Source organism: Agrobacterium sp. lyk4-40-TYG-31 (genome assembly GCF_030209855.1).
GTDB classification, from domain to species: domain Bacteria; phylum Pseudomonadota; class Alphaproteobacteria; order Rhizobiales; family Rhizobiaceae; genus Agrobacterium; species Agrobacterium vaccinii.
Genome location: NZ_JARVRE010000007.1, coordinates 102,139 through 124,096, shown reverse-complemented (window position 1 = coordinate 124,096; position 21,958 = coordinate 102,139). Strand labels below are relative to the sequence as shown.

The 21,958-nt window shown below is 57.7% G+C and carries 17 protein-coding genes and 1 pseudogene; 12 read left to right on the top strand and 6 right to left on the bottom strand.

The window, feature by feature from the left end; all coding sequences use genetic code 11:
- Window position 1 precedes the first annotated feature (1 nt).
- From QRN55_RS15700 to QRN55_RS15675, 6 genes and pseudogenes are all read left to right on the top strand, one after another.
- Window positions 2-346: pseudogene (locus QRN55_RS15700) on the top strand (transposase); the annotation flags it as partial.
- A 671-nt stretch (window positions 347-1,017) separates the two neighbouring features.
- On the top strand, window positions 1,018-1,365 hold the full coding sequence (locus QRN55_RS15695) for a DNA cytosine methyltransferase (RefSeq protein WP_284777433.1): 348 nt from the start codon (window positions 1,018-1,020) through the stop codon (window positions 1,363-1,365).
- A 26-nt stretch (window positions 1,366-1,391) separates the two neighbouring features.
- Window positions 1,392-2,282, top strand: coding sequence for a hypothetical protein (locus QRN55_RS15690; protein WP_284777414.1), 891 nt, complete (start codon window positions 1,392-1,394; stop codon window positions 2,280-2,282).
- Window positions 2,283-2,934: 652 nt separating this feature from the next.
- Entirely contained in the window at window positions 2,935-3,492 is a 558-nt protein-coding gene (locus QRN55_RS15685; protein WP_284777413.1) for a TetR/AcrR family transcriptional regulator, read from the top strand.
- 34 nt (window positions 3,493-3,526) lie between these two features.
- A complete protein-coding gene (locus QRN55_RS15680) occupies window positions 3,527-4,705 on the top strand; it encodes an efflux RND transporter periplasmic adaptor subunit (RefSeq protein WP_112499305.1) in 1,179 nt (392 codons plus the stop codon).
- A gap of 9 nt (window positions 4,706-4,714) precedes the next feature.
- A complete protein-coding gene (locus QRN55_RS15675) occupies window positions 4,715-7,852 on the top strand; it encodes a multidrug efflux RND transporter permease subunit (RefSeq protein ID WP_284777412.1) in 3,138 nt (1,045 codons plus the stop codon).
- A gap of 85 nt (window positions 7,853-7,937) precedes the next feature.
- Here the strand turns inward: QRN55_RS15675 and QRN55_RS15670 are convergent, their stop codons facing one another.
- From QRN55_RS15670 to QRN55_RS15650, 5 genes are all read right to left on the bottom strand, one after another.
- A complete protein-coding gene (locus tag QRN55_RS15670) occupies window positions 7,938-8,258 on the bottom strand; it encodes a hypothetical protein (RefSeq protein ID WP_112499334.1) in 321 nt (106 codons plus the stop codon).
- A 134-nt stretch (window positions 8,259-8,392) separates the two neighbouring features.
- Window positions 8,393-8,806, bottom strand: a complete 414-nt coding sequence (gene mutT / locus QRN55_RS15665) for an 8-oxo-dGTP diphosphatase MutT (RefSeq protein ID WP_112499307.1) — start codon at window positions 8,804-8,806, stop codon at window positions 8,393-8,395.
- The gene (locus tag QRN55_RS15660) at window positions 8,806-9,594 is read right to left on the bottom strand and encodes a GNAT family N-acetyltransferase (RefSeq protein ID WP_284777411.1); all 789 of its coding nucleotides are present in this window, start codon (window positions 9,592-9,594) and stop codon (window positions 8,806-8,808) included. Before QRN55_RS15660 ends, mutT begins: the two co-directional genes overlap by 1 nt.
- Window positions 9,595-9,597: 3 nt before the next feature.
- A complete protein-coding gene (argJ, locus tag QRN55_RS15655; RefSeq protein WP_284777410.1) occupies window positions 9,598-10,839 on the bottom strand; it encodes a bifunctional glutamate N-acetyltransferase/amino-acid acetyltransferase ArgJ in 1,242 nt (413 codons plus the stop codon).
- Window positions 10,840-10,917: 78 nt separating this feature from the next.
- A complete protein-coding gene (locus tag QRN55_RS15650; RefSeq protein WP_233137567.1) occupies window positions 10,918-11,793 on the bottom strand; it encodes a peptidylprolyl isomerase in 876 nt (291 codons plus the stop codon).
- A 240-nt stretch (window positions 11,794-12,033) separates the two neighbouring features.
- Between QRN55_RS15650 and secA the strand changes: the two genes are divergently transcribed.
- The 5 genes from secA (at window position 12,034) to QRN55_RS15625 (ending at window position 19,243) form a co-directional block, all read left to right on the top strand.
- Entirely contained in the window at window positions 12,034-14,745 is a 2,712-nt protein-coding gene (secA, locus tag QRN55_RS15645; RefSeq protein WP_284777409.1) for a preprotein translocase subunit SecA, read from the top strand.
- Between the two features lie 48 nt (window positions 14,746-14,793).
- Entirely contained in the window at window positions 14,794-15,675 is an 882-nt protein-coding gene (locus QRN55_RS15640) for a glycosyltransferase family 8 protein (protein WP_284777408.1), read from the top strand.
- A 131-nt stretch (window positions 15,676-15,806) separates the two neighbouring features.
- Window positions 15,807-16,694, top strand: a complete 888-nt coding sequence (locus QRN55_RS15635; RefSeq protein ID WP_284777407.1) for a DMT family transporter — start codon at window positions 15,807-15,809, stop codon at window positions 16,692-16,694.
- A 222-nt stretch (window positions 16,695-16,916) separates the two neighbouring features.
- On the top strand, window positions 16,917-18,197 hold the full coding sequence (locus QRN55_RS15630; RefSeq protein ID WP_502871332.1) for a GNAT family N-acetyltransferase: 1,281 nt from the start codon (window positions 16,917-16,919) through the stop codon (window positions 18,195-18,197).
- A gap of 149 nt (window positions 18,198-18,346) precedes the next feature.
- The gene (locus QRN55_RS15625) at window positions 18,347-19,243 is read left to right on the top strand and encodes an LON peptidase substrate-binding domain-containing protein (protein ID WP_284777406.1); all 897 of its coding nucleotides are present in this window, start codon (window positions 18,347-18,349) and stop codon (window positions 19,241-19,243) included.
- A gap of 139 nt (window positions 19,244-19,382) precedes the next feature.
- On the opposite strand, the gene QRN55_RS15620 is transcribed toward QRN55_RS15625, so the two are convergent.
- Window positions 19,383-19,970: a hypothetical protein gene (locus tag QRN55_RS15620; protein WP_284777405.1), complete on the bottom strand. Its 588-nt coding sequence runs from the start codon at window positions 19,968-19,970 to the stop codon at window positions 19,383-19,385.
- 376 nt (window positions 19,971-20,346) lie between these two features.
- On the opposite strand from QRN55_RS15620, the gene QRN55_RS15615 reads away from it, so the two are divergent.
- Window positions 20,347-21,957, top strand: coding sequence for an ABC transporter substrate-binding protein (locus QRN55_RS15615; RefSeq protein ID WP_284777404.1), 1,611 nt, complete (start codon window positions 20,347-20,349; stop codon window positions 21,955-21,957).
- Window position 21,958: the final 1 nt, after the last annotated feature.

Here is a 21,958-nt window from a genome sequence, read left to right as displayed (position 1 = left end):
AGATGGCATGGTACGTTATCGCGCCAGCAAACTCGACTGCGATGCCTGCGCCCTAAAACCTCGATGCTGCCCGAACGCCCCGGCGCGCAAGATACCACGCTCCATCCATGAGGGCGCTCGCGACATGGCGCGCGATATCGCCAAGACCGAAGCCTATGTTACGTCGAGGCATCAGAGGAAAAAGGTAGAGATGCTTTTTGCTCACCTCAAACGCATCCTCAGACTGGATCGCCTGCGATTACGTGGACCGAACGGAGCGCGTGATGAGTTCCACCTCGCTGCCGCAACCCAAAACCTCCGGAAACTCGCAAAACTGATCCCGTCAACAACGCCAAAACCGGCGTGAAGGGAAATACGTCTCGGCATGTCCCGCCGACGAAAGCGTCGGAGCAAGATCAGTATGCGCCTTTTTCAACGGTATCGGCACTAAGCCGTCATTAATGCCCTCATTGTCAGGAATATGAGCGCAGCGTTTCAGATGTCTCCAAGAAACCCCGCCGTCAAAAACATGAATGTTCCACTATTCGCCTTCCCATGCTGTAAACCTTACGAGTTTGTGGGTCTGCGTTAAAGTTTACATATCTTCGTTGTGGGCAGACAAGATCAATCGAAGTTTTGTGGCACCGGAGCATTTCTGTCTTTCGTTGAACGCCATCATCGGTCACCACAGTCACTCGATCAGTGCTTCCATCGCACTTAAATCCATTCCGCGTTGCCATTGCATGGGCTGCTTCCACGGTAAGGCCAACGGCATTCATTCTGCCAACGTCGCGCTGGTGCATGGAATCGGACACTTTTGTTAATCCGCAACCGCTGACACTCAAGCATACAGCCGTTAGCGAAATAAATCGGAACATCGGCTTTTCCTTCCTAGATTAAACAGAGCCCTCGGATACCCTCGGGTACTGACAACCTCAAGGGTGTCTCAGGCTTTAATGTTCACTTCCGCTTTTGGCGCATTCTTGCCATCAATGTCGCAGCGGGAATCTTCGGAATGGCCTATCGCGCTTGGTCAATGTGCGAGGAAAACACCGCTTACCACCAACGACCCAGGAAGCATCGAGAGATGGTTTCGTTCCTGGCCTGACAAACCGCATGAGGGCCAGATTGCAGGGCTTTCCTGACGACTGGGGATTTGTCGGCGGGATGGGGCCAGTGGCCGACCAGATTGGAAATGCGGTCGCCCATGTCCCGGTCGTTGTAATTCTCAGTGCTATCGAACGCTCGTGTAGCGTGCGACCTACAAACGGAAGACAACGATGCGATCCTACGCCACCGACCGATATTCGACCCGCATCGAGTGCGACGGAACTGGGAACGTCTAATCCGGCTGCGACTTGCTTCCAATTATGCCCCAGAGCATAACACCAGCCTAGTTCACGGAGGGCGCAATGACACAACCAGACTTCTCAGAATTTAGCTCTGGGTACGGCGTCACGCGCCATATTGAGGACCGGTTTGGTGGGCGGCGGGTTCTACCAAATTTCCCTACCCAGAACGAGGAGGCTGACGGCGGGTATGACGTTGATCTACTAGCTCACGGGGTGCCCCTCTTCATCCAGTTCAAGCGGTCGGAAATTATGACCCGGCGCTCGGCCATGGAGTACAAATTGCATCCGGCGGATTGGGAGATGCCGATTTTTCGGATGCATCTCCACGGGCATAACGAGTTTCGCCAGCATTACCTCCTGCAGGGACGGGAAGACGAAGGCAACGCCGCCGTTTACATAACTAGCCAAGTTCGCAGCAAGGCCCTGCTAAACCAGTATTATGAGGGTAACCGTATCCTCGAAGCGTCCCGGATGTTCTTTCCAAGCGAAATCGTCCTGCCCAATGTCAATCAGCGGCACCATGTTTCGTTTAACGCCGGCGCACCGTTCCACCGTGTGTATTCCGAGACAGGAGAGAGAATAGAAAGCCGAGTGCGCATGCCCGCCGATCTGATCGAGGCGCTGCGCCAACGCAGCAAGGGGGAGCACGCACGCGCCAGCCTTGAGGCGTTCATCGCGGAAATGGAGAGGCTCACACCGGAAGGTTTCGCTTCCCGGCAGCGGCGGCGTCGGCCTGTTTGGTCCTCGGGCAAAGTAGATCGGCGCGATGATGAGCTTAACGGTCGATTGGTTGACACAAGCGTCGAATCCCCTAGGCAAGCGTCCATTAGCAGCCGGATCTTTTTCGAGCGGCTCAGCGGCGTTCAAAGCTTGGCGAGACGGGCGGCGATCCTCGCTCATCGCGAGGCGGATGCTCACTTGGTCATTGTCCCCAAGTCGGCGCTCGCCTAAGCGGCTATGCGACGCGGAATCTGCAAATAAAGCAGCCTTGGAAATTGATGTAATTCCGTTTTGCCGCTTGAGGGAAGCGCCGCCATTCAAGCTTCTATTGGCAAGTTTGTCGTGCTTTCGGTGATCTAAGACCGGCTCTCTCGCGTCTGCGCACAAGACTACGGCTGCCGCGAAGCGACGGAATAAATGATAGCCAAGAGGCGTTGGAAGAAGTAGCTCAGCGCGCGCGGACACAAACGCTTGTCGGACCAAGATCGAGGTCTAGGTCGGGCCTTTTCTCGATCGTAGATGTTGACGGGCTATGTCCTTCGCAACAAGTCTTTGCAAATTCAAAAATTTGCGGACGTGTCGCAAAGTCGAAAATTTGCGGAATTTGGGCCCTGTTTAAGTCACGTTCGACGGTGGTGTTCAACGAGTTGAGGCAATCAACGCCAATCGCCCCAGATTTTTAGGGCAACCGAAAGATGAATCTATTGAATCGGTTAAGATACTGAGCGCGCTTTCATAAATTCAGAATTTTGCGGATTGAAGTCAGAACGAATGCGGGCGGTCAGCAACATATTGATCCAAATATACAAATTATCGTGATCTTTCTATACTTGCTTAAAAACACGAACGTTCGTATTTAAAAATCACTTTAGGATTTAGGCATATGGCACGAACACGTAAAATCAGCGCAGACGATATTCTCGACGCCGCCGAAAGGGTCGTCGTGCGCGCTGGCGCGACCGGATTTTCCATCGATGCCGTGGCGCAGGAAGCGGGTGTCAGCAAATCGCGCGTGGTTTACGATCACAAATCCAAATCCGCCCTGCTGGAAGCGCTGATCGAACGACGCCTTGCCGCCGAGGAAGAGCGTGTGCAGGCTGCCGTCAACGGCAATAGTCACCTGGAACACCCGGAATTGTTCGCTCGCATCTCCGTGGCTGAAAAGGCACCTGATGATACCGATAAGGCCGTCTGCCTTGCCATCAGTGCCTCCATGTCCAGCGAAGACAAGATTCACAACAGAATGACAGACTGGACCCGCAAGGATCTGGTCGCAATGAACAAAGGCAAGAGGCCCACTGCAGCATTGCTCGCCTATCTGGCGCTGACCGGCTTCTGCTGCACGGAATATTTCAATTTTCACCAATGGGAGCCAGAGGACAGACTGGCCATTCTCGATGGTATTCGCGCTATCTACACCACCTTTCCCGACGAAACATGACGATCGCCTGCGGGTGATATGACGAGGACCTGAGATGCACAGCAGAACCACGCTGCCGCGACTGCTAACCCTGATGACTGCCGCTTTCGTGCTGGCGTCAACGACGATTGTTCACGCGCAGGAAGGCGCGCAGATGCCGCCACCTGCGGTCGGTGTGCTGGAGCTGAAATCCAGATCGGTCCCGGTCGTTGCCGAATTGCCCGGTCGTATCGCTGCCACCCGCGTGGCCGAAGTGCGCGCCCGCGTTTCGGGCATTCTGCTGGAGCGCGTGTTCGAGCAGGGAACCCTGGTCAAGAAGGACGACGTCCTCTACCGCATCGATCCGCGCCTTTTCAAGGTACGGGTGGAAAGCGCACAGGCATCGCTGCAGCGCGCCGTCGCCACCCAAAGCAACGCCCGCCAGCAGCTGGAACGTCAGAAGAACCTGCGCGAGCGCAACGTATCGACCGGCATCGATTACGATACGGCAGCCGTCAATCTGGCCCAGGCCGATGCCGACGTGGCGCTTCAGCAGGCTGCACTGGATGAAGCCCGCATCAACCTCGAATATACCGAAGTCCGGGCACCCATCACCGGCATCATCGGCGGCGCTCTGGTCACAGAGGGTGCATTGGTCACAGCCGATGGCACGCAGAACCTTGCCTTGATCCAGCAGATCGACCCCAGCTACGCCGACTTTACACAGTCTGCGCAGGACATGATGGCGCTGCGACGTGCCGTTGCCGATGGCAAGCTGGCAAGCTCCGCGCCCGATCAGGCCAATGTTCAGCTGGTCTTCGACGATGGCTCAGTCTACCCGGATGCTGGGCGTCTGCTGTTTGCCAGTGCCAGCGTCGATGCGACCACGGGACAAGTCACCCTGCGTGCAGAGTTCCCCAATGCCCGCCGCGATCTTCTGCCCGGCATGTATGTGCGCGTCAGGATCGAGCAGGCCGTGCGTGAAAACGCCATCACCGTGCCACAGCGCTCCATCGTGCGAACTGCGGACGGCAAGCCACTGGTCTATGTCGCCAAGGATGACACCGCGGAAGCCCGCCCGATCGAACTCGGTCAGGCGATGGGTTCGGAATGGGTGGTGGAGAGCGGGCTGAAGGCTGGCGAGAAAATCGTCGTTGATGGCGCCCAGAAGGTTCAGCCCGGCGGCAAGATCAAGCCGGAGCCATGGCAGCCGGAAAAAACAGCCGACACATCGGCGCAAGCACCCAAGCAGTAAGGTCCCTTCATGGCACAGCTCTTTATCAGACGGCCGATCCTCGCCTGGGTTTTCGCGCTGTTCATCTCCATCGCGGGCGTCATCGCCCTGCCGTTTCTGCCGATTGCGCAGTATCCCAAAGTCGCGCCGCCGCAGCTAACGATTTCGACCACCTATCCCGGCGCCTCGCCGCAGGACATCTATCAAGGCGTCACCCGGCTGATCGAAGATGAGTTGAACGGCGTCGAAGGGCTGATGTATTTCGAGTCTACCTCCGATACGTCGGGTCAGGTCTCGATCAACGCCACGTTTGAGGCAGGCACCAACATCAATCAGGCGTCAGTGGATGTGCAGAACGCCATCCGCCGCGTCGAAGCCCGCCTTCCCTCTGCTGTTGCTGCCCAGGGCGTGACGGTGGAAGAGGCAGCCTCGGGCTTCCTGATGTTCATCACCCTGACCTCCACCGACGGCACCATGGATGAGGTGGCGCTGGGCGATTACCTCAACCGCAACGTATTGGGTGAGCTGCGGCGTATCGATGGTGTCGGTCGCGCCCAGCTCTTCTCGTCCCAGCGCGCCATGCGCGTCTGGATCGATGCTGACAAGCTGGTGGGCCTCAACCTAACGGCAGGCGATATCAACAGCGCCATTACCGCCCAGAACGCGCAGGTCGCGGCTGGCCAGATCGGTGCCGCCCCCAACCCCGTCAGTCAGGATTTGACGGCCACCGTGCTGGTCAAGGGACAACTGACCGACCCTGCGGAATTCGGCAATATCGTGCTGCGCGCCAACCCTGATGGCAGCAGTGTGCGCCTGAAAGACGTTGCTCGCATCGAACTCGGTGCCGAAACCTACAACTTCTCCAGCCGCCTGAACGGTCAGGCCAGTGCCGCCGTCGGCATTCAGCTGTCCTCCACCGGCAATGCCGTGGCAACGTCGAAAGCCGTCTCGGCAAAGCTCGAGGAACTGTCGCGCTTCTTCCCCACTGGCGTCGCCTATGCTGTGCCTTACGACACCAGCCCCTTCGTCTCCGCCTCCATCGAAAAGGTGCTGCACACGCTGATCGAAGCCATCGTTCTGGTCTTCGTCGTCATGTTCGTGTTCCTGCAAAACTTCCGCTATACGGTCATTCCCACGCTCGTCGTGCCCGTGGCGCTGCTCGGAACCTGCGCGGTCATGTATGCCACCGGGTTTTCCATCAACGTGCTGACCATGTTCGCCATGGTGCTCGCCATCGGCATTCTGGTGGATGACGCCATCGTCGTGGTGGAAAACGTCGAGCGTATCATGGCCGAGGAAGGCCTGTCGCCGAAAGCGGCAACGCAAAAGGCGATGAAACAGATCACCGGTGCCATTCTCGGCATCACGCTTGTTCTGGCCTGCGTCTTCATTCCGATGGCGTTCTTCCCGGGATCGACCGGCATCATCTACCGTCAGTTCAGTCTGACGATGGTCGTGTCCATTCTGTTCTCGGCGTTCCTGGCTCTGTCGCTCACGCCTGCCCTGTGCGCCACCTTCCTGAAGCCCATCAAGCAGGGCCATCATGAAAAGCGCGGGCTCGGTGGCTGGTTCAACCGCAAATTCGATGGCATGACCAACGGCTACACCAAGGCCGCGACCGGGGGTGCACGTCGTGCCGGACGCATGATGGTCATCTATCTCGCGCTCGTCGCCGGTCTCGGTTACCTCTTCGTCAGCCTTCCCAGCGCCTTCGTGCCGGATGAGGATCAGGGCTTCCTGATCGTCGACATCCAGGGTCCGCCGGAAGCCAGTGCAAACCGTACAGTGGCCTCCATCGAGCAGATCGAGAAAATCTTCGCGGAAGAACCTTCGGTCAAGGATGTCGTTGCCATTCAGGGCTTCAGCTTCTCCGGCAACGGAGCGAACGCTGCGCTGGCCTTCATCACCCTGAAGGACTGGAGCGAACGTGGAGCCGACAACTCGGCGCAGGATATCGCCAACCGTGCCAACATGAAGCTGTTCGGGCTGAAGGACGCGCAGACTTTCGCGCTGTCTCCACCGCCGATCGAAGGCTTCGGCACATCCGGCGGCTTCTCGTTTCGTCTTCAGGACCGCAATGGCATCGGCCAGGCCGCTCTTTCGGCTGCCGCCGGAGAGTTGATGCAGAAGGCGAGCAAAAGCCCTGTTCTGGCTGGCATGCGCATCGAAGGCCTGCCCGATGCGGCCCAGATCATGCTGGTGATCGACCGTGAGAAAGCCAACACCTTTGGCATCACCTTCGCTGACATCAACAACACGATCACCGCCAATCTCGGATCGTCCTATATCAATGACTTCCCGAATGCAGGCCGCATGCAGCGCGTCGTTGTGCAGGCGCAGGATCGTGACCGTCTTCAGGTCGAAGACCTGCTGAAACTCAACGTCCGCAATGCCAGTGGCGGCATGGTGCCCTTGAGCTCCTTTGCCATCGCACAGTGGCAGAAGGGCTCGCCGCAGGTCGTTGGTTACAACGGTTATCCGACCATCCGTATCTCCGGCGCGCCATCGCCCGGCAACTCTACGGGCGCTGCCATCACCGAAATGGAACGTCTGGCGTCCGAACTTCCCGGCGGCATCGGTTACGAATGGACCGGGCAGGCACTGGAGGAAATCAAGTCCGGCTCGCAGGCACCGTTCCTGTTCGGGATGAGCATTCTCTTCGTATTCCTGCTGCTGGCCGGTCTCTACGAAAGCTGGTCCATTCCGCTGGCAGTCATGCTGGTCGTGCCACTCGGCATCTTCGGCTCGGTGCTTGCGGTTCTGCTGCGGGATATGCCCAACGACATCTACTTCAAGGTGGGGTTGATCGCGATCATTGGACTATCGGCCAAGAATGCCATTCTGATCGTGGAGTTTGCCAAGGACTATTACGCGGAAGGAAAATCGCTGCTGGAATCCGCCGTGCTGGCCGCAAAGGTTCGCTTCCGCCCGATCATCATGACGTCGCTGGCCTTCACGCTCGGCGTCGTTCCTTTGGCCATTGCTACCGGCCCCAGCGCCGCCAGCCAGAACGCCATCGGCACCGGCGTGCTGGGCGGCATGATCTCGGCTACTATCCTGGCCGTCTTCTTCGTCCCCGCCTTTTTCGTCTTCGTCCTCACCTTGATGCGAACGAAACGACCGGAAGTGGAGACACCACCCGAAGAGCCAGCACCGGTCCAGCATTGATTGAAACAGAAACGCCGCAGACATCGTCTGCGGCGTTTCTACATATGCCTTCCCTCATTCCCGCATCAAGCGCGGGACGACAAACTCAGCAATCCCGACCGTTGGAATATCCATCGACGATGCAGACAGAGCCGGGCATCGGCTGGGTCACGCTGCGGCGAATGCTGTAAGACTTGTTGGACGGTTCGACGCGTTTGATCGAGCCGGTGCTGATCATGTCGAAGCTATCAGGGGTCTGGGCGAACCGGGCTGGGGGTGTTTTGCCTGCCAGCATCGGCGTGACGATCAGCGACAGGGCAATCGCCACCATGCCAAACAGCAAGGCTACATTCAGGACACCGATTCTGCGCGATTTCTCCGAATAGGACTGACGATCCTCGACTGTCTTCCAGAAATCCTCGTTCATAATCTCGGCCTCGCTACGCGCCATTTACCAATTGTTCAGCCTATGAATTTGGCAGAGGGTGCTGAACGAAAGGTTAATATTGACCCGTTTTGAGGCATTCGACGCATTATGAACCCGCTAATTCACGGGAATGTTTACAAAAGGTCCTGAAGATAGGGAATGAGAGGTTCGTCGGCGGGCGGCATGGGGTATTCACGTAGTGCCTGCGGCTTTACCCACTTGATGGCCTGCCCCTCGGCACCATGCGGGATGCCTTCATAGCGTCGGCAGACGTAAAGCGGCATCAGGAGATGAAATGTCTCATAGGTGTGGCTGGCAAAGGTTAGCGGCGCAAGGCAGGCGACCTTGGTCTTGATGCCAAGCTCTTCCTCGAGCTCGCGGATCAGGGTTTCCTCCGGCGTCTCGCCGCTTTCAACCTTGCCGCCGGGAAATTCCCATAGCCCCGCCAGGGACTTTCCCTCCGGTCTTTGCGCCAGAAGAATGCGGCCATCCGTATCGACAAGCGCGCAGGCGGCCACCAGAAGAATTTTTCTGCCGGTTTCCACCATCAGGCTGCGTCCTTGCGCCAGTAACGATAGGTATAGGCCGTCGTGAAGCCGAATTTCTCGTAGAGTGCAATGGCCGGGCGATTAGTCGAGACCACCTGCAACCACGCGGTCTTTGCACCGCTGATACGGGCCCAACGAAGCGCCGAGGTCAGGATCTGCGTGGCCGTACCCTGTCGGCGCAGTTCCTGCGCGACATCCAGCGACAGGATGCCCGCCAGATCATTGTCCTGTACGCAGATCACGGTCGCCTGCGGCTCGCCTTCCACTTCTTCCTTTGTAAAGAGGCCGAGTGTCGGCTTGATGGAGCTGACGATCTCGGCAATCGCCGAGCGCAGAGCCGGGTCTTCGCCAGATATCTTCAGGCTGGCCTCAACGAAGCGACCAATATCGTGGCTTGGAATATGAGCAACGGTTTCCGGCAATTCCGCGTCGGTGATATCCGCTGTCATCACCTCGACCTCTTCGAACACGTTCCAGCCATCGCCGGTCAGATGTTCCACAAGTTGCGGCGGCATCAGGGTCGTTTCCCGAACGATCAGCGGGCGCCCGAAATCCTCGAAGCGTTTGCGCGCCTTTTCCAGACGCAGACCGCACTGGCCGTAATCCGAAGGGTCGAGAGGCACCACGCAGTTGATCCGCTTGGACGGGTGAGAACCCGTCAACCGTACCTGCCAGCTGCCATCATAGACGACCGAAGACGCAGGCCATGCCCGGAAGCTGACCGCTTCCAAACGCCGCACGAGGGGAAGATTGACGGTGAGATTGCGCTTATTATCGAAAGAACTCACCGATCAGCTCCGGTAGTCGCCGTTGATCTCGACATACTCCTTGGTCAGATCGCAGGTCCAGACCGTGGCCGTTCCCTCGCCCAGACCGATATCGACCTTCACGGGAATATCCTGCTGCTTCATCGCGGCACTGGCATCGGCTTCCGAATAATCCGGGTCACGCTCGCCATTGACCGCCACGCGCACGCCGCCGAACCAGATGGCCAGACGGTCACGGTCGGCCATTTCACCAGCCTTGCCCACGGCCATGACGACACGGCCCCAATTGGCGTCTTCGCCTGCAACCGCCGTCTTGACCAAAGGTGAGTTGGCAATGGAAAGGGCAATCTTCTTGGCAGCAGCATCGTTTTCAGCGCCAGTCACGGTGATTTCCACCATTTTACGGGCGCCTTCGCCATCGCGGACAACCTGTAACGCCAGATCCTTCAACAGCGCGTTCAGCGCGTCTCGGAAGGAACCCAATCTCGCATCGTCGGCGTTTTCCACGCGTGCCTGTCCGTCTGCACTGGCAGCACCGGTCGCAAACAGCATCAGCGTGTCGGAAGTGGATGTATCGCTATCGACTGTTACAGAATTGAAGGTCGGGCCGACACCGGCAGACAGCAGTGCCTGCAAAGCCTGTGGCGCAATATCGGCATCCGTGACCACGAAAGACAACATCGTCGCCATATCCGGTGCAATCATGCCCGCGCCCTTGGCAATACCGTTGATCGTGACGGTGACGCCATCGATTTCAGCGCTGCGTGTCGCGACCTTCGGATAGGTATCCGTGGTCATGATCGCCTTGGCCGCTTCCTGCCAGAAATTATCAGTGGCGTCGCTGTTCATCTGGCCCAGAACGCCTGCGAACTTTGTCGCGTCCAGCGGCTCGCCGATAACGCCGGTGGAGGCGAGGAAGACTTCGCTTGTCGCACAGCCCACAGCTTCGGCGGCAGACTTGCCGGTCAGCTCCGTCGCTGCCTTGCCCTTTGTCCCCGTAAATGCGTTGGCGTTGCCGGAATTGACGACGACTGCGCGCGCAACGCCGCCTGCAAGGTTGGCCCGGCAGAAATCGACCGGGGCGGATGGGCATTTGGATTTGGTGAAAACGCCTGCAACGCTTGCAGGCTTGTCGAACACCATCAAAAGAACGTCGGTGCGGTTCTTGTACTTGATGCCAGCGGCAGCCGTTGCCATTCGCACCCCGCGAAGCGCGGGCATGTCTGGATATGATTTCGGGGCGAGCGGAGAAACGGCAGTGGACATTGGCGGGGAACCTGCTTTTTTCGGAGTGGATAAAACGAAAACGGGGCGGCTTGGCGCCGCCCCGTAAATTGCGGAGAATTACTGCTGTGCAGGTGCAGGTGGCTCGGCTGCCTGCTGCTTGCTGGCTTCTTCGTAAGCCTTGCGCATCGCCTCGTCGGGAATGTCGATCTTCTGCTCGGCCTTGGCCTTTTCGATCAGCGCAACATACTTGTCGCGCATGACGAGCTGGCGAACCTGAGCTTCGACCTGATCGAATGCCGGTGGCGGTGCAACGCGCTTGTCGTCGAGCTTGATGACGTGGAAGCCGAACTGCGACTTCACAGGCTCCTTGGTGTAGGCGCCCTTCTCAAGCTTGAAAGCAGCTTCTTCAAATTCAGGAACCATGCGGCCCTTGCCGAACCAACCCAGATCGCCGCCGTCATCCTTGTTGGAATCGGTGGACTTTTCCTTGGCCAGCGCTGCGAAATCCTTGCCAGCATCCAGCTGCTTGATCACGTCCTTGGCTTCTTCTTCGGTCGCAACCAGAATGTGCGAAGCCTTGACTTCCTCTTCCTGTGGCAGGGCGGCGACTTCCTTTTCGTAACGCGCCTTGACTTCTGCGTCGGTGACGGCGTCCACCACATGCTTGCGGAAATAGGCATTGTGCAGTTCGCGGTCGGTGATGAAAGCGAGGCGCTTCTTGAAGTCCTCGGTCTTCTCAAGACCTTCGGCAGTCGCATCCTTCACCAGCAGCTTGACGTCGATAGCGCCGGACAGGGCGGCAACTTTCTTCTGCTCATCGGGAAGCTGGGCCAGCTGCGGGTCGAGGTTGCTCATGGCCAGGTCGAGTTCGGACTGGCGGATTTCCAGATCGCCGACCTTGGCAACAACGGCATCTTCCTGCGCGAAAGCGGGAAACTGAAGACCAAGGGTGGCCACGATCACAGCAGCCGCAATTCTATTATAGCGCAACATATTAAACCTTTCGGAGACAATGCCGGCTCCAGACGTGGTTTTCCGGCTGAAAAAACTTCCAAACACCGGAATGTGGCCATTCTGTAACGGGCAGAACCGTTGACATCATTTGCCCCCCCTCTTATCTGTCGCGTAACCTCGCGTCCAGATACGTTTCAGGGTCAAGTCTGTCATTTGTGCTTTATTGCGATGGCAGACCCCGAAGACGTGGCAAACGGAATTTCAGAAAGGGCCACTAAGATGGTCAGTCTCGGCGGAATCGCCCGCAAGTTGTTCGGCTCGGCAAATGAGCGCCGTGTGCGCTCCTATCGTAGCAATATCAGTGCCATAGGCGCGCTCGAAGAGGAGATGAAAGCACTCTCCGACGAAGCGTTGAAGGCAAAGACGGTGGAGTTCCGCCAGCAGCTTGCCGATGGAAAAACCTTGGACAGCCTTCTCGTTCCGGCATTCGCCGTGGCGCGGGAAGCATCCCGCCGCGTGCTCGGCATGCGCCCCTTCGACGTTCAGTTGACGGGCGGCATGATTCTCCATTCCGGCGATATTTCCGAAATGAAGACGGGTGAAGGTAAGACGCTGGTGGCGACACTTGCGGTTTATCTGAACGCGCTCGAAGGAAAGGGCGTTCACGTCGTGACCGTCAACGACTATCTGGCCCAGCGCGACGCCGCCACCATGGCACGCCTTTACAGCTTCCTCGGCCTCACCACCGGCGTCATCATCCACGGTCTCGATGACGACCAGCGCCGCGAGGCCTATGCCTGCGACATCACCTACGCCACCAACAACGAGTTGGGCTTCGATTATCTTCGCGATAACATGAAGTACGACAAGGCGCAGATGGTGCAGCGCAGCCACCACTATGCCATCGTCGACGAAGTCGACTCCATTCTGGTCGATGAGGCGCGTACGCCGCTCATCATCTCCGGCCCGCTGGACGATCGCTCCGATCTCTACAACACCATCGACGCCTTCATTCCGATGCTGTCGCCGGAAGATTACGAAATCGATGAAAAGCAGCGTTCGGCCAACTTCTCCGAAGAAGGCACCGAAAAGCTCGAAAACCTGCTGCGCGACGCCGGTCTTCTCAAGGGCGAATCGCTCTACGACATCGAGAACGTCTCCATCGTTCACCACATCAACAACGCGCTGAAGGCCCACAAGCTGTTCCAGCGCGACAAGGACTACATCGTCCGCAACGATGAAATCGTCATCATCGATGAATTCACGGGCCGCATGATGCCGGGTCGTCGTTACTCGGAAGGTCAGCACCAGGCTCTCGAAGCCAAGGAAAAGGTGCAGATCCAGCCGGAAAACCAGACGCTGTCTTCCGTTACCTTCCAGAACTACTTCCGCATGTACAAGAAGCTGTCCGGCATGACCGGTACGGCCTCGACCGAAGCGGAAGAGTTCAACAACATCTACGGCCTCGACGTTATCGAAGTGCCGACGAACCTGCCGATCCAGCGTATCGACGAAGACGACGAAGTCTACCGGTCCGGCGAAGAGAAGTTCAAGGCGATCATCGAAGAGATCAAGGCCGCGCATGAGCGTAACCAGCCGGTTCTCGTCGGCACGACCTCGATCGAAAAGTCCGAACTTCTGGCCACCATGCTGCGCCAGACCGGCTTTGAGAATTTCCAGGTTCTGAACGCCCGCTACCACGAGCAGGAAGCCTATATCGTCTCGCAGGCCGGTGTTCCCGGCGCCGTCACCATCGCCACCAACATGGCCGGTCGCGGTACCGACATCCAGCTTGGCGGTAACGTCGACATGCGTCTGGAGCGCGAGCTTGAGGGTATCGAGTCCGAAGAAGAGCGCGCCGCCAAGGAAAAGACCGTCCGCGAAGAAATCAAGGTTCTCAAGGAAAAGGCGCTCGCCGCCGGTGGCCTCTTCGTCATCGCGACGGAACGCCACGAAAGCCGCCGTATCGACAACCAGCTGCGCGGTCGTTCCGGCCGTCAGGGTGACCCAGGTCGCTCCAAGTTCTACCTGTCGCTTCAGGATGACCTGATGCGCATCTTCGGTTCCGACCGTATGGATTCCATGTTGCAGAAGCTTGGCCTGAAGGAAGGCGAAGCGATTGTGCACCCGTGGATCAACAAGGCGCTCGAGCGTGCCCAGAAGAAGGTCGAAGCCCGTAACTTCGAAACCCGTAAGAACCTTCTGAAATATGATGACGTCCTCAACGACCAGCGCAAGGTCATCTTCGACCAGCGCCTGGAGTTGATGGAAGCCAGCAACATCGGCGAGACCGTTGCCGATATGCGCCACGAAGTCATCGAGGCGCTGGTTGCTAAGCACGTTCCTGAAAACGCCTATGCCGAACAGTGGGATATCGTCGGGCTTAAGGCTGCCATCGAGCAGTCGCTCAACCTCGATCTGCCCGTCGACGAATGGGCCAAGGAAGAAGGTATCGCCGAAGACGACATTCTTCAACGTATCACCGAAGCGGCTGAGAAGGTCGTCGCCGACAAGGCCGAACGTTTTGGCCCCGAGGTCATGACCTATGTCGAGCGCTCGGTTATCCTCCAGACCATCGACCACCTGTGGCGCGAGCATATCGTCAACCTCGATCACCTTCGCTCCGTCGTCGGTTTCCGTGGTTATGCGCAGCGCGATCCGTTGCAGGAATACAAGGCCGAGGCTTTCGAGCTCTTCCAGGCCCTGCTCGCCAACCTGCGCGAAGCCGTCACGGCACAGCTGATGCGCGTCGAACTGGTACGTGACCAGCCAGAGCCCGAACTTCCTGAGATGACCGCCCATCATATCGATCCGGTCACCGGCGAAGACGAATTCGCCAACCACGAGGAAGCCCCCGTAGCCTTCGTTCCACCGGAACAGCGCGACCCGAACAACCCCGCCACTTGGGGCAAAATCGGCCGCAACGAAGCCTGCCCATGCGGCTCCGGCAAGAAATACAAGCATTGCCACGGCATTTTCGATCAGGCGTAAGTCTGGTCGAAAACCACTCTGACGATACCTTCAGCCACAGAGCCAAAGATGATTATTGCCTGCGCGACAGACCGAAATTACGCCGAGCTTGCAGGCGTACTGGTAAACTCCATTGTCATGAACGGCGACGTTCCAGAGGCAAAAATCATCATCTGTGACTTCGACCTTCGCGAGAAGGACCGGGAAAACATCCGCGCCTGCGCCATGGGCCGTGAGGTCGTTTTCATCAAGATCGAAGATGAGGTGAAGGGCAAGCTTTCCTCCTACCGCCGCACGGTCTCGTGGTCACGCGCCATGTACTGCCGCCTGCTTCTGCCAGATCTGATCAGCGACACGGGCCGGATGATTTACCTGGACAGCGACATGGTGGTGTTACAAAGCCTTCGCCCGCTGTTCGACATGCCGATGAACGGGTCTGCCGTCGGTGCCGTGCCCGATGCCGGTCGGCCCGACAACATCAGACGCCGTAACCTGCGTCTGAACCGTGATGAAAACGCGCGCTATCTCAATTCGGGAACGTTGCTGATCGACCTCGAAAAATGGCGCAGCGACGAACTGGGCGCAAAATGCCTTGCCTATCTCGACCACACGTCGACCGGCTATCCCGATCAGGACGCGCTTAATGTCGCCTTGGGTGACAGCTGGATCGAGATCGAGAAAAAGTGGAATTTCACCGAACTGGTGTCCACCGATTTCCCAAGAGAACATTACTTCCAGGCCGCGGTTCTGCATTACACGTGGCGCAAACCTCATCTTGCCCATTGCGAACACCCTGCCCGTGATCTCTACATCACGCAGCGCCAGAACACGCCTTGGAAGAACAAGCCTCTGGTCTCCAACACGAAGCGTCGCATGCGACGGGAGATCAAGAAGCTGGATGTGCTGTTCGAGAAGATCGTGAAGCGCGTCCGCGCTGCGTTTGCTCGCTAAGCGCTGACAGGGTTCTGTCGCATGCGTGCGGCTGACGCTTGCTGGGCCGAAGGCTGTCCACAATTCGTTTGACGCGGGATGCACTCTCTTCTAACCGTTCGCCTCGCATCTCCTTGTTGGACTTAAACACCATGAAACCCGCAGAACTGGCCGCCTATCTCTTCCTCGCAGTTGCGTGGGGGCTTTCGTTTCTGCTCGTATTGCATGCCGTTGCGGCTTTTGGCTGGGTGGGCGCGGTCACACTGCGATGTTTCATTGCCAGCTTTACACTGCTCATCATCGCCCGTGCCACCGGGCGAAAGCTCGATTTCAGTGCCGGATGGCGTGCCTTTGCCGTGGTGGGTGCCACGACGGTCGCAGGGCAATTGATCGGCCTGTCCTACGCAACCCCAATCATCGGCACCGCCATGGCCGCTATTCTGGTGGCCAGCATTCCGTTGTTTTCCATGTTGATCGGGCAGGTCTGGGGTCTGGAGAAAATATCACCGCAAAGCCTGCTTGGCATGATCCTCGGTTTCGGCGGCATCGTCATTCTGGTGGGCTTTCCGGCGGTCCCCGTTACCACCGCCTTCATCATCGGCTGTATCGCCTCGCTGCTGGGCTGCATCTGCGCGGCCTTCGGCAGCAACTACGCCAGCCGCCACCTCAAAGGCTCCGGCGCGTGGGAAATCACCATCGGCGCATTTCTGGCGGGCGGCATTCTGACATTGCCGTTTCTTTTGGTCGTGCCTTTGCCCAAAACGCCAGGTCTGGTGGATTTCGCCTATCTCTTCGGTCTGGCGATCTTCATGAGCGCCTTGACCTACATCACCTATTTCCGGCTGGTCTCGCTGATCGGCGCGACCAAGACCATCAGCGTCGAATTCGTCGTCACCATCATCGCCGTCATCGTCGGTGCCGTGGTGCTGGATGAGCCGCTTTCTGCCCTCCAGCTTCTCGGCGCGGGCATCATCATCCTAGGTTGTGCACTGGTTCTGGGACTTTATCCTAAGCGTAAAAATACGCTGATATTGCCTTGAACCAAAGTGACGCTTAAACGGTTTATCATACACGGTTAATTTACTGCATCGATGCTCTCAACATTGTTAATGTTTCGATGTATGATTGAAACGGTTTGAAATTTCACCGAAGAAAAAGTCTGGTGTTCATCGGTTGTCGTATAAATCGCCGTGCCTCTTCAACGGGCTGCTTTTGACAACTACATTGTCACGACATGGGTGACAGAGACGGTATAGGCAGGCATGGCAAGCGATCCGAATGATCCAGATATGCGAGACAGCCGTTTCGCGATGCTGCTCGCCAAGGCCGTGTCGGAACGTCCCGCCGCAGACAGCAGCATCCGCGTCGGTCGTGCCGGTCGCGAGTTCTGTATCTATCCGGCACAGTTAGGCTATGACCTTCAGGAAGAATTGGATTTCCTGTCAAACCGGGTCATGGAACCCAACATCTTCTTCACCGGAAAGCTTCTGGCCCCGGCCATGCCGCGCGTGGATGAGAAATCCGTGCGGTTTGCGCTGATGCGCGATGAAAACGGCGCGCGCAGTCGCATGCGTTTCCTCATGCCGTTTACCGTTGAAAAACCTGGCTTTTCCGTGGGGCCTTCCATTCTGCGGGCCTGGGCCAATCCTTTCGGACCGCTCGGCACGCCGCTGGTGGATTCGGAAGGCGCTGCCGAAACCATCGATAACCTGCTGGATGCTCTGTCCCAGCCCGAACTTCGCCTGCCGGAGATTCTGGTTCTGCCGCAATTGCGGCTAGATGGCGCGTTCGTGCGCATGGTCAAGGCCATCGCGCTCAGCCGAAACCTGCCGCTTGCTACCGCAGAACCACACCGCCGCATGATGCTGGAAAGCGACGTGGATGCGAGTCTCTATCTGCAAAACACCATGTCAGCACAGCAATTGCAGACCCTGCGTGGCCATTGGCAACAGCTGGAGGCTACGGGCAACTTTACGCACGACATTGCCAGACAGCCGCAGGACATCAGGTTGCGCACGGAAGAATTTCTCGCGCTGGAAGCCAGTGGCTCGAAGGGTCGCCGCCGTTCGGCCCTCGTCAGCGACAGATACCGCGCCGCCTTTGCGCGTGAAGCCATCACCAATCTGGCTGAGATCGATGCTGTTCGTATTCACACGCTCAACCTCGATGGTGCCGCCATCGCATCTGCCGTCGTATTCATGACCATGGGCGAGGCGTATGTCTGGAAAATTGCCTTCAATGAAAATCACCAGCGGCACGCCATCGACCGTCTGCTGTTCCAGCGCCTGACCGAATGGCATCTGGATGACGCCAATATTCTGCGCACGGACAGTTGCGGCGCTGATGAAGATGGCGCTTTGGAGGGTTTCTGGGGCGAGAAATCGGAGATGGGCACGCTCGTCATCGGCCTTGCTCAGAACAACGACCGCGATGTGCGCCAGGTCGCAGCGCAAGTCCACATGTATCGCAACACCCGCAATTTGGCGAAGGTCCTGCGCGAGCGCATCATGTCGCTGGGCCGCAAGAACGGCAGCGCAGCGTAAGGCGAAGAGATTCTTAGCCTAACGGCATTGGATATCGCTCAAACAACCGAATATTGACAATGAAAGAGCTTCCGCGCACAATTGGTGCTAGGTAGATACAACCTGCTGCTTGCGCCCCGTAGGGGTACGGTGAATGTATCGAGCCACCTATGGCTCTCTTTGCCCGAACGAACGGCTCAGCAACGCAAGCCCCTGATGCTCTCCGTTCGTTTATGCAGAGGATCATCTTATGCGCGATTTCCGCGATGCCAAAACTATGGCGAAAACGTGAAGCGCTTCACGCCAAATCAGTTACCTTCACCAACAGTGAGAGCCAGGAGCTCATTGCTCGAATTCTTGGCTATCGAGACTGGAATGTATTGGCCGCAAGGATCCAAGCGACTCATTCGTCCACGACCTCGGCCCAGGCCAACACGCCTTATCCAGCCAAGGCGGAGATTCCCGTTGTTCCTATGCGGGACATGGTCCTGTTTCCACACATGATCTCGCGGATTTTCGTGGCGCGCGACAAAACTCGTCAAGCCGTGGAATACGCTCTTGTCAATGATCGGCGTGTTGTCGTTGTCTCCCAGAGGCACAGCTCCGACGATCTTCCCACCACTCTTGATGCACTCCATCCGGTGGGCGTCATAGCAAACGTGGTCGATCGCCAGACACAGGTAGACGGAACTCTCAAGGTCACCGTCTGTGGGCTTGAGCGAACGGGCATCGCCCGCCTTATCGATGGCGAGTTCTTGGCGGCAGAGGTTAAGCCGATTGAAGAGTTGAGCGGCCAGTCGAAGGAGGCCGCCGCTCTTTCGAACGCAGTTCTCGATGCCTATAAGACTTACGCCAATGTCGATTTTTCCGCACTTCCGCCAGGATCAAAAGCTCGTTTTGGCCTGCCCTCGATCGGCGATGCAGGCCTGCTGGCTGATACAGTCGCACCTTTGCTATCGATTAGTCTCGAACAGAAGCAACAACTATTGGAAACCCACGACGTGGTTACCCGCCTCGAAAGAATCATCGAGTTGATGCGCGCTGGTCGCTCCGAAGCTGTCGCATAAATAAAAACTTTCGCAAAAAATCGGGATCGCTACTTTTTCAAAAACTATTGCCGCAAAAGTCGACGTTTTGCGGCAGCGAGTATTCTACATTTCAGTTAGGGGTGGGCCTGAACCCACCCCTTTCCGTTGCTGATTCCTATCAACGCGATGCCGTGTGGATCATCCGGCACAGCTGCGTCAGGGCCGCATCATAGCCACCGCCCAAAATGTCCACGCAGCGTTTGGCCAGTCTGACCTGCTGAGTGCGCGACATGTTGTTGTAAGAGATGATGGCATCCCTGACAGCACCGGGAGGTGTCGTGCCGGGGCTGATCGGTCCACCGGGAACACCGGGGGTGCCGATACCAACACCAACATTCACGCCGACACCGGTGGTCGTACCCACGCCCACCTTGGCATTGGCGTTGACCTTGCCAGCAGACGCGTTGACATTGGCGTTGATGCCGCTTTTGCCGCCGACACTGGCGCTGGTATTGGCATTGACGCCACTTCTTCCGCCCACGGAGGCGTTGGCGTCGGCACCGAGGCCCCCACCGCTTCGTCCGCCGACATCCGCACCGGCATTGATACCACCGCTCCCTCCCACAGAGGCGCTGGCACTCACACCGCCGCGATCATTACCGCCAACACTGGCGCTGACCCCGCCCACGCTCACATCGAGTGAATGCGCCTGAAACGGCAGCGCAAGACAAGCTGTGACGAACAAAGAAGATGTTATTTTTCTCATTGGTTTCTCCTCCTCCTTGTGGGCTTGCTGGACATAAGCTCTCCTAACCCACTGGGACGAATAATATATAAGCATCACCTTTAATTTAGAAGTCTTAAAGTTAGAGTTCACTAATATTTGCTTTTCACTAAATCCGCAGGTGTCCTGAAACGATAAACAGTAGCACTCCCGAGGAGCAGCTTCTCAAGGCACCATCTGGTTGCGGGTATACAATTCCAAATGCATCAGACGCTTCGCAACAATGATCCCGCCACTGCTCTGCGGAGGTAAAATCATTGCTGTCACCGGCCTTAATTGTCGTGGACACTGGGCTTGCCGAGGCTTTACACTGCGTCCTGCGGTGTTGCCTGCGCCTGTTCCATTTCTGGAGTTATCCATGCCGACCCTGTCGCTTTCCCGACGCTCCCTCATCAAGACCGCAGCCCTTCTGGCAGCCTCAACAACGCTTGTTCGCCCCGGCTTTGCGTGGGCAGCGGGCGGCAGCGGGCGCCTCGTCGTCGCGGCGGACTCGGAACCGAAAAATCTCAATCCGGCCATCGTTGCCTCCAACGGCGTCTTCTATATTTCCAGCAAGATCGTGGAGCCGCTGGCCGAAGCATCTTTCAAAGGCAAGGATGGGCTGGAACCACGTCTGGCAACGGAATGGGAAGGCTCTGCCGATGGCCTCAGCGCCACGTTCAAACTGCGTGAAGGCGTGACGTGGCATGATGGCAAGCCATTCACCTCGGCGGATGTCGCGTTTTCGGCACTTTCTGTGTGGAAGCCGCTGCAAAACCTTGGACGTCTCGTCTTCGCCAATCTCGAAGCGGTCGATACGCCGGACGAACACACAGCCATCTTCCGTTTTTCCAAGCCGACACCCTTCCAGCTTCTGCGCAACGCCCTGCCGGTCGTCACCAGCGTCATTCCCAAACATCTGTACGAAGGCACCGATATCGCCACAAACCCGGCCAATACAAAGCCCGTTGGCACGGGTCCATTCGTGTTTGCGGAATACAAGCCGGGTGAATATTACAGGCTGACGCGCAACGAGAGCTATTGGGTCAAAGACGCGCCGAAGCTCGATGAAATCATCTACCGCGTCCTGCCGGACCGGGCGGGTGCAGCCTCAGCGCTGGAAGCCGAAGAAATCCAGCTTGCAGCCTTTTCCGCCGTGCCACTGTCGGATCTGGCTCGCATTGCCAAGGAGCCGGGTATCAAGGTCATCGCTGATGGTTACGAGGCGCTGACCTATCAGCTGGTGGTCGAGATCAACCATCGCCGCAAGGAACTGGCAGACCTGAAGGTCCGTCAGGCCATCGCCCATGCAATCGACAAGAAGCTCGTCGTTGACACTGTCTTTTTAGGCTATGCCACCGCTTCCACGGGCCCGGTGCCGAAAAACGCGCCGCAATTCTATACACCGGATGTCGAGACCTATGATTTCGACATCGCCAAGGCCAATGCGCTGCTGGATGAGGCGGGTTACAAGCGCGCCGCCAACGGCACCCGCTTCTCGCTGAAGCTTCTGCCCGCACCCTATTTCAACGAGACCAAGCAGTTCGGCGCCTATCTGCGTCAGGCTCTGGCAGAGATCGGCATCGATGCGGAACTGGTCAATAACGACGCCGCTGCCCACCAGAAGGCCGTCTATACCGACCACGCCTTCGATCTGGCCGTTGCACCACCGGTCTTCAGAGGCGACCCTGCCATTTCAACCACCATTCTCGTCAAGTCGGGCACGCCCGCGGGCGTCGGCTTCTCCAATCAGGGTGGTTATGAAAACAAAGAGCTAGATGCGCTGATCGACAACGCCGCTGAAACCATCGATGAAAAAGCCCGCACCGAGCTTTACAAGCAGTTCCAGAAACAGGTGACGCAGGACCTGCCGCTCATCAATGTTGCGGAATGGGGCTTCATCACCGTTGCGCGCGATACGGTCAACAACGTTGCCAGCAATCCGCGCTGGGCCGTTTCCAACTGGGCGGACACGGCGTTGCAGGCATAGC

Bases quoted from the DNA above. Each gene is read 5' to 3' on its own strand.
- argJ (WP_284777410.1), bottom strand. From the start codon at position 10,839: ATGTCCACTGCCGTTTCTCCGCTCGCCCCGAAATCATATCCAGACATG.
- QRN55_RS15620 (WP_284777405.1), bottom strand. From the start codon at position 19,970: ATGAGAAAAATAACATCTTCTTTGTTCGTCACAGCTTGTCTTGCGCTG.
- QRN55_RS15650 (WP_233137567.1), bottom strand. From the start codon at position 11,793: ATGTTGCGCTATAATAGAATTGCGGCTGCTGTGATCGTGGCCACCCTT.
- QRN55_RS15670 (WP_112499334.1), bottom strand. From the start codon at position 8,258: ATGAACGAGGATTTCTGGAAGACAGTCGAGGATCGTCAGTCCTATTCG.
- QRN55_RS15625 (WP_284777406.1), top strand. From the start codon at position 18,347: ATGGCTCTCTTTGCCCGAACGAACGGCTCAGCAACGCAAGCCCCTGAT.
- secA (WP_284777409.1), top strand. From the start codon at position 12,034: ATGGTCAGTCTCGGCGGAATCGCCCGCAAGTTGTTCGGCTCGGCAAAT.
- QRN55_RS15635 (WP_284777407.1), top strand. From the start codon at position 15,807: ATGAAACCCGCAGAACTGGCCGCCTATCTCTTCCTCGCAGTTGCGTGG.
- QRN55_RS15615 (WP_284777404.1), top strand. From the start codon at position 20,347: ATGCCGACCCTGTCGCTTTCCCGACGCTCCCTCATCAAGACCGCAGCC.
- QRN55_RS15630 (WP_502871332.1), top strand. From the start codon at position 16,917: ATGGCAAGCGATCCGAATGATCCAGATATGCGAGACAGCCGTTTCGCG.
- mutT (WP_112499307.1), bottom strand. From the start codon at position 8,806: ATGGTGGAAACCGGCAGAAAAATTCTTCTGGTGGCCGCCTGCGCGCTT.
- QRN55_RS15685 (WP_284777413.1), top strand. From the start codon at position 2,935: ATGGCACGAACACGTAAAATCAGCGCAGACGATATTCTCGACGCCGCC.
- QRN55_RS15680 (WP_112499305.1), top strand. From the start codon at position 3,527: ATGCACAGCAGAACCACGCTGCCGCGACTGCTAACCCTGATGACTGCC.
- QRN55_RS15690 (WP_284777414.1), top strand. From the start codon at position 1,392: ATGACACAACCAGACTTCTCAGAATTTAGCTCTGGGTACGGCGTCACG.
- QRN55_RS15640 (WP_284777408.1), top strand. From the start codon at position 14,794: ATGATTATTGCCTGCGCGACAGACCGAAATTACGCCGAGCTTGCAGGC.
- QRN55_RS15675 (WP_284777412.1), top strand. From the start codon at position 4,715: ATGGCACAGCTCTTTATCAGACGGCCGATCCTCGCCTGGGTTTTCGCG.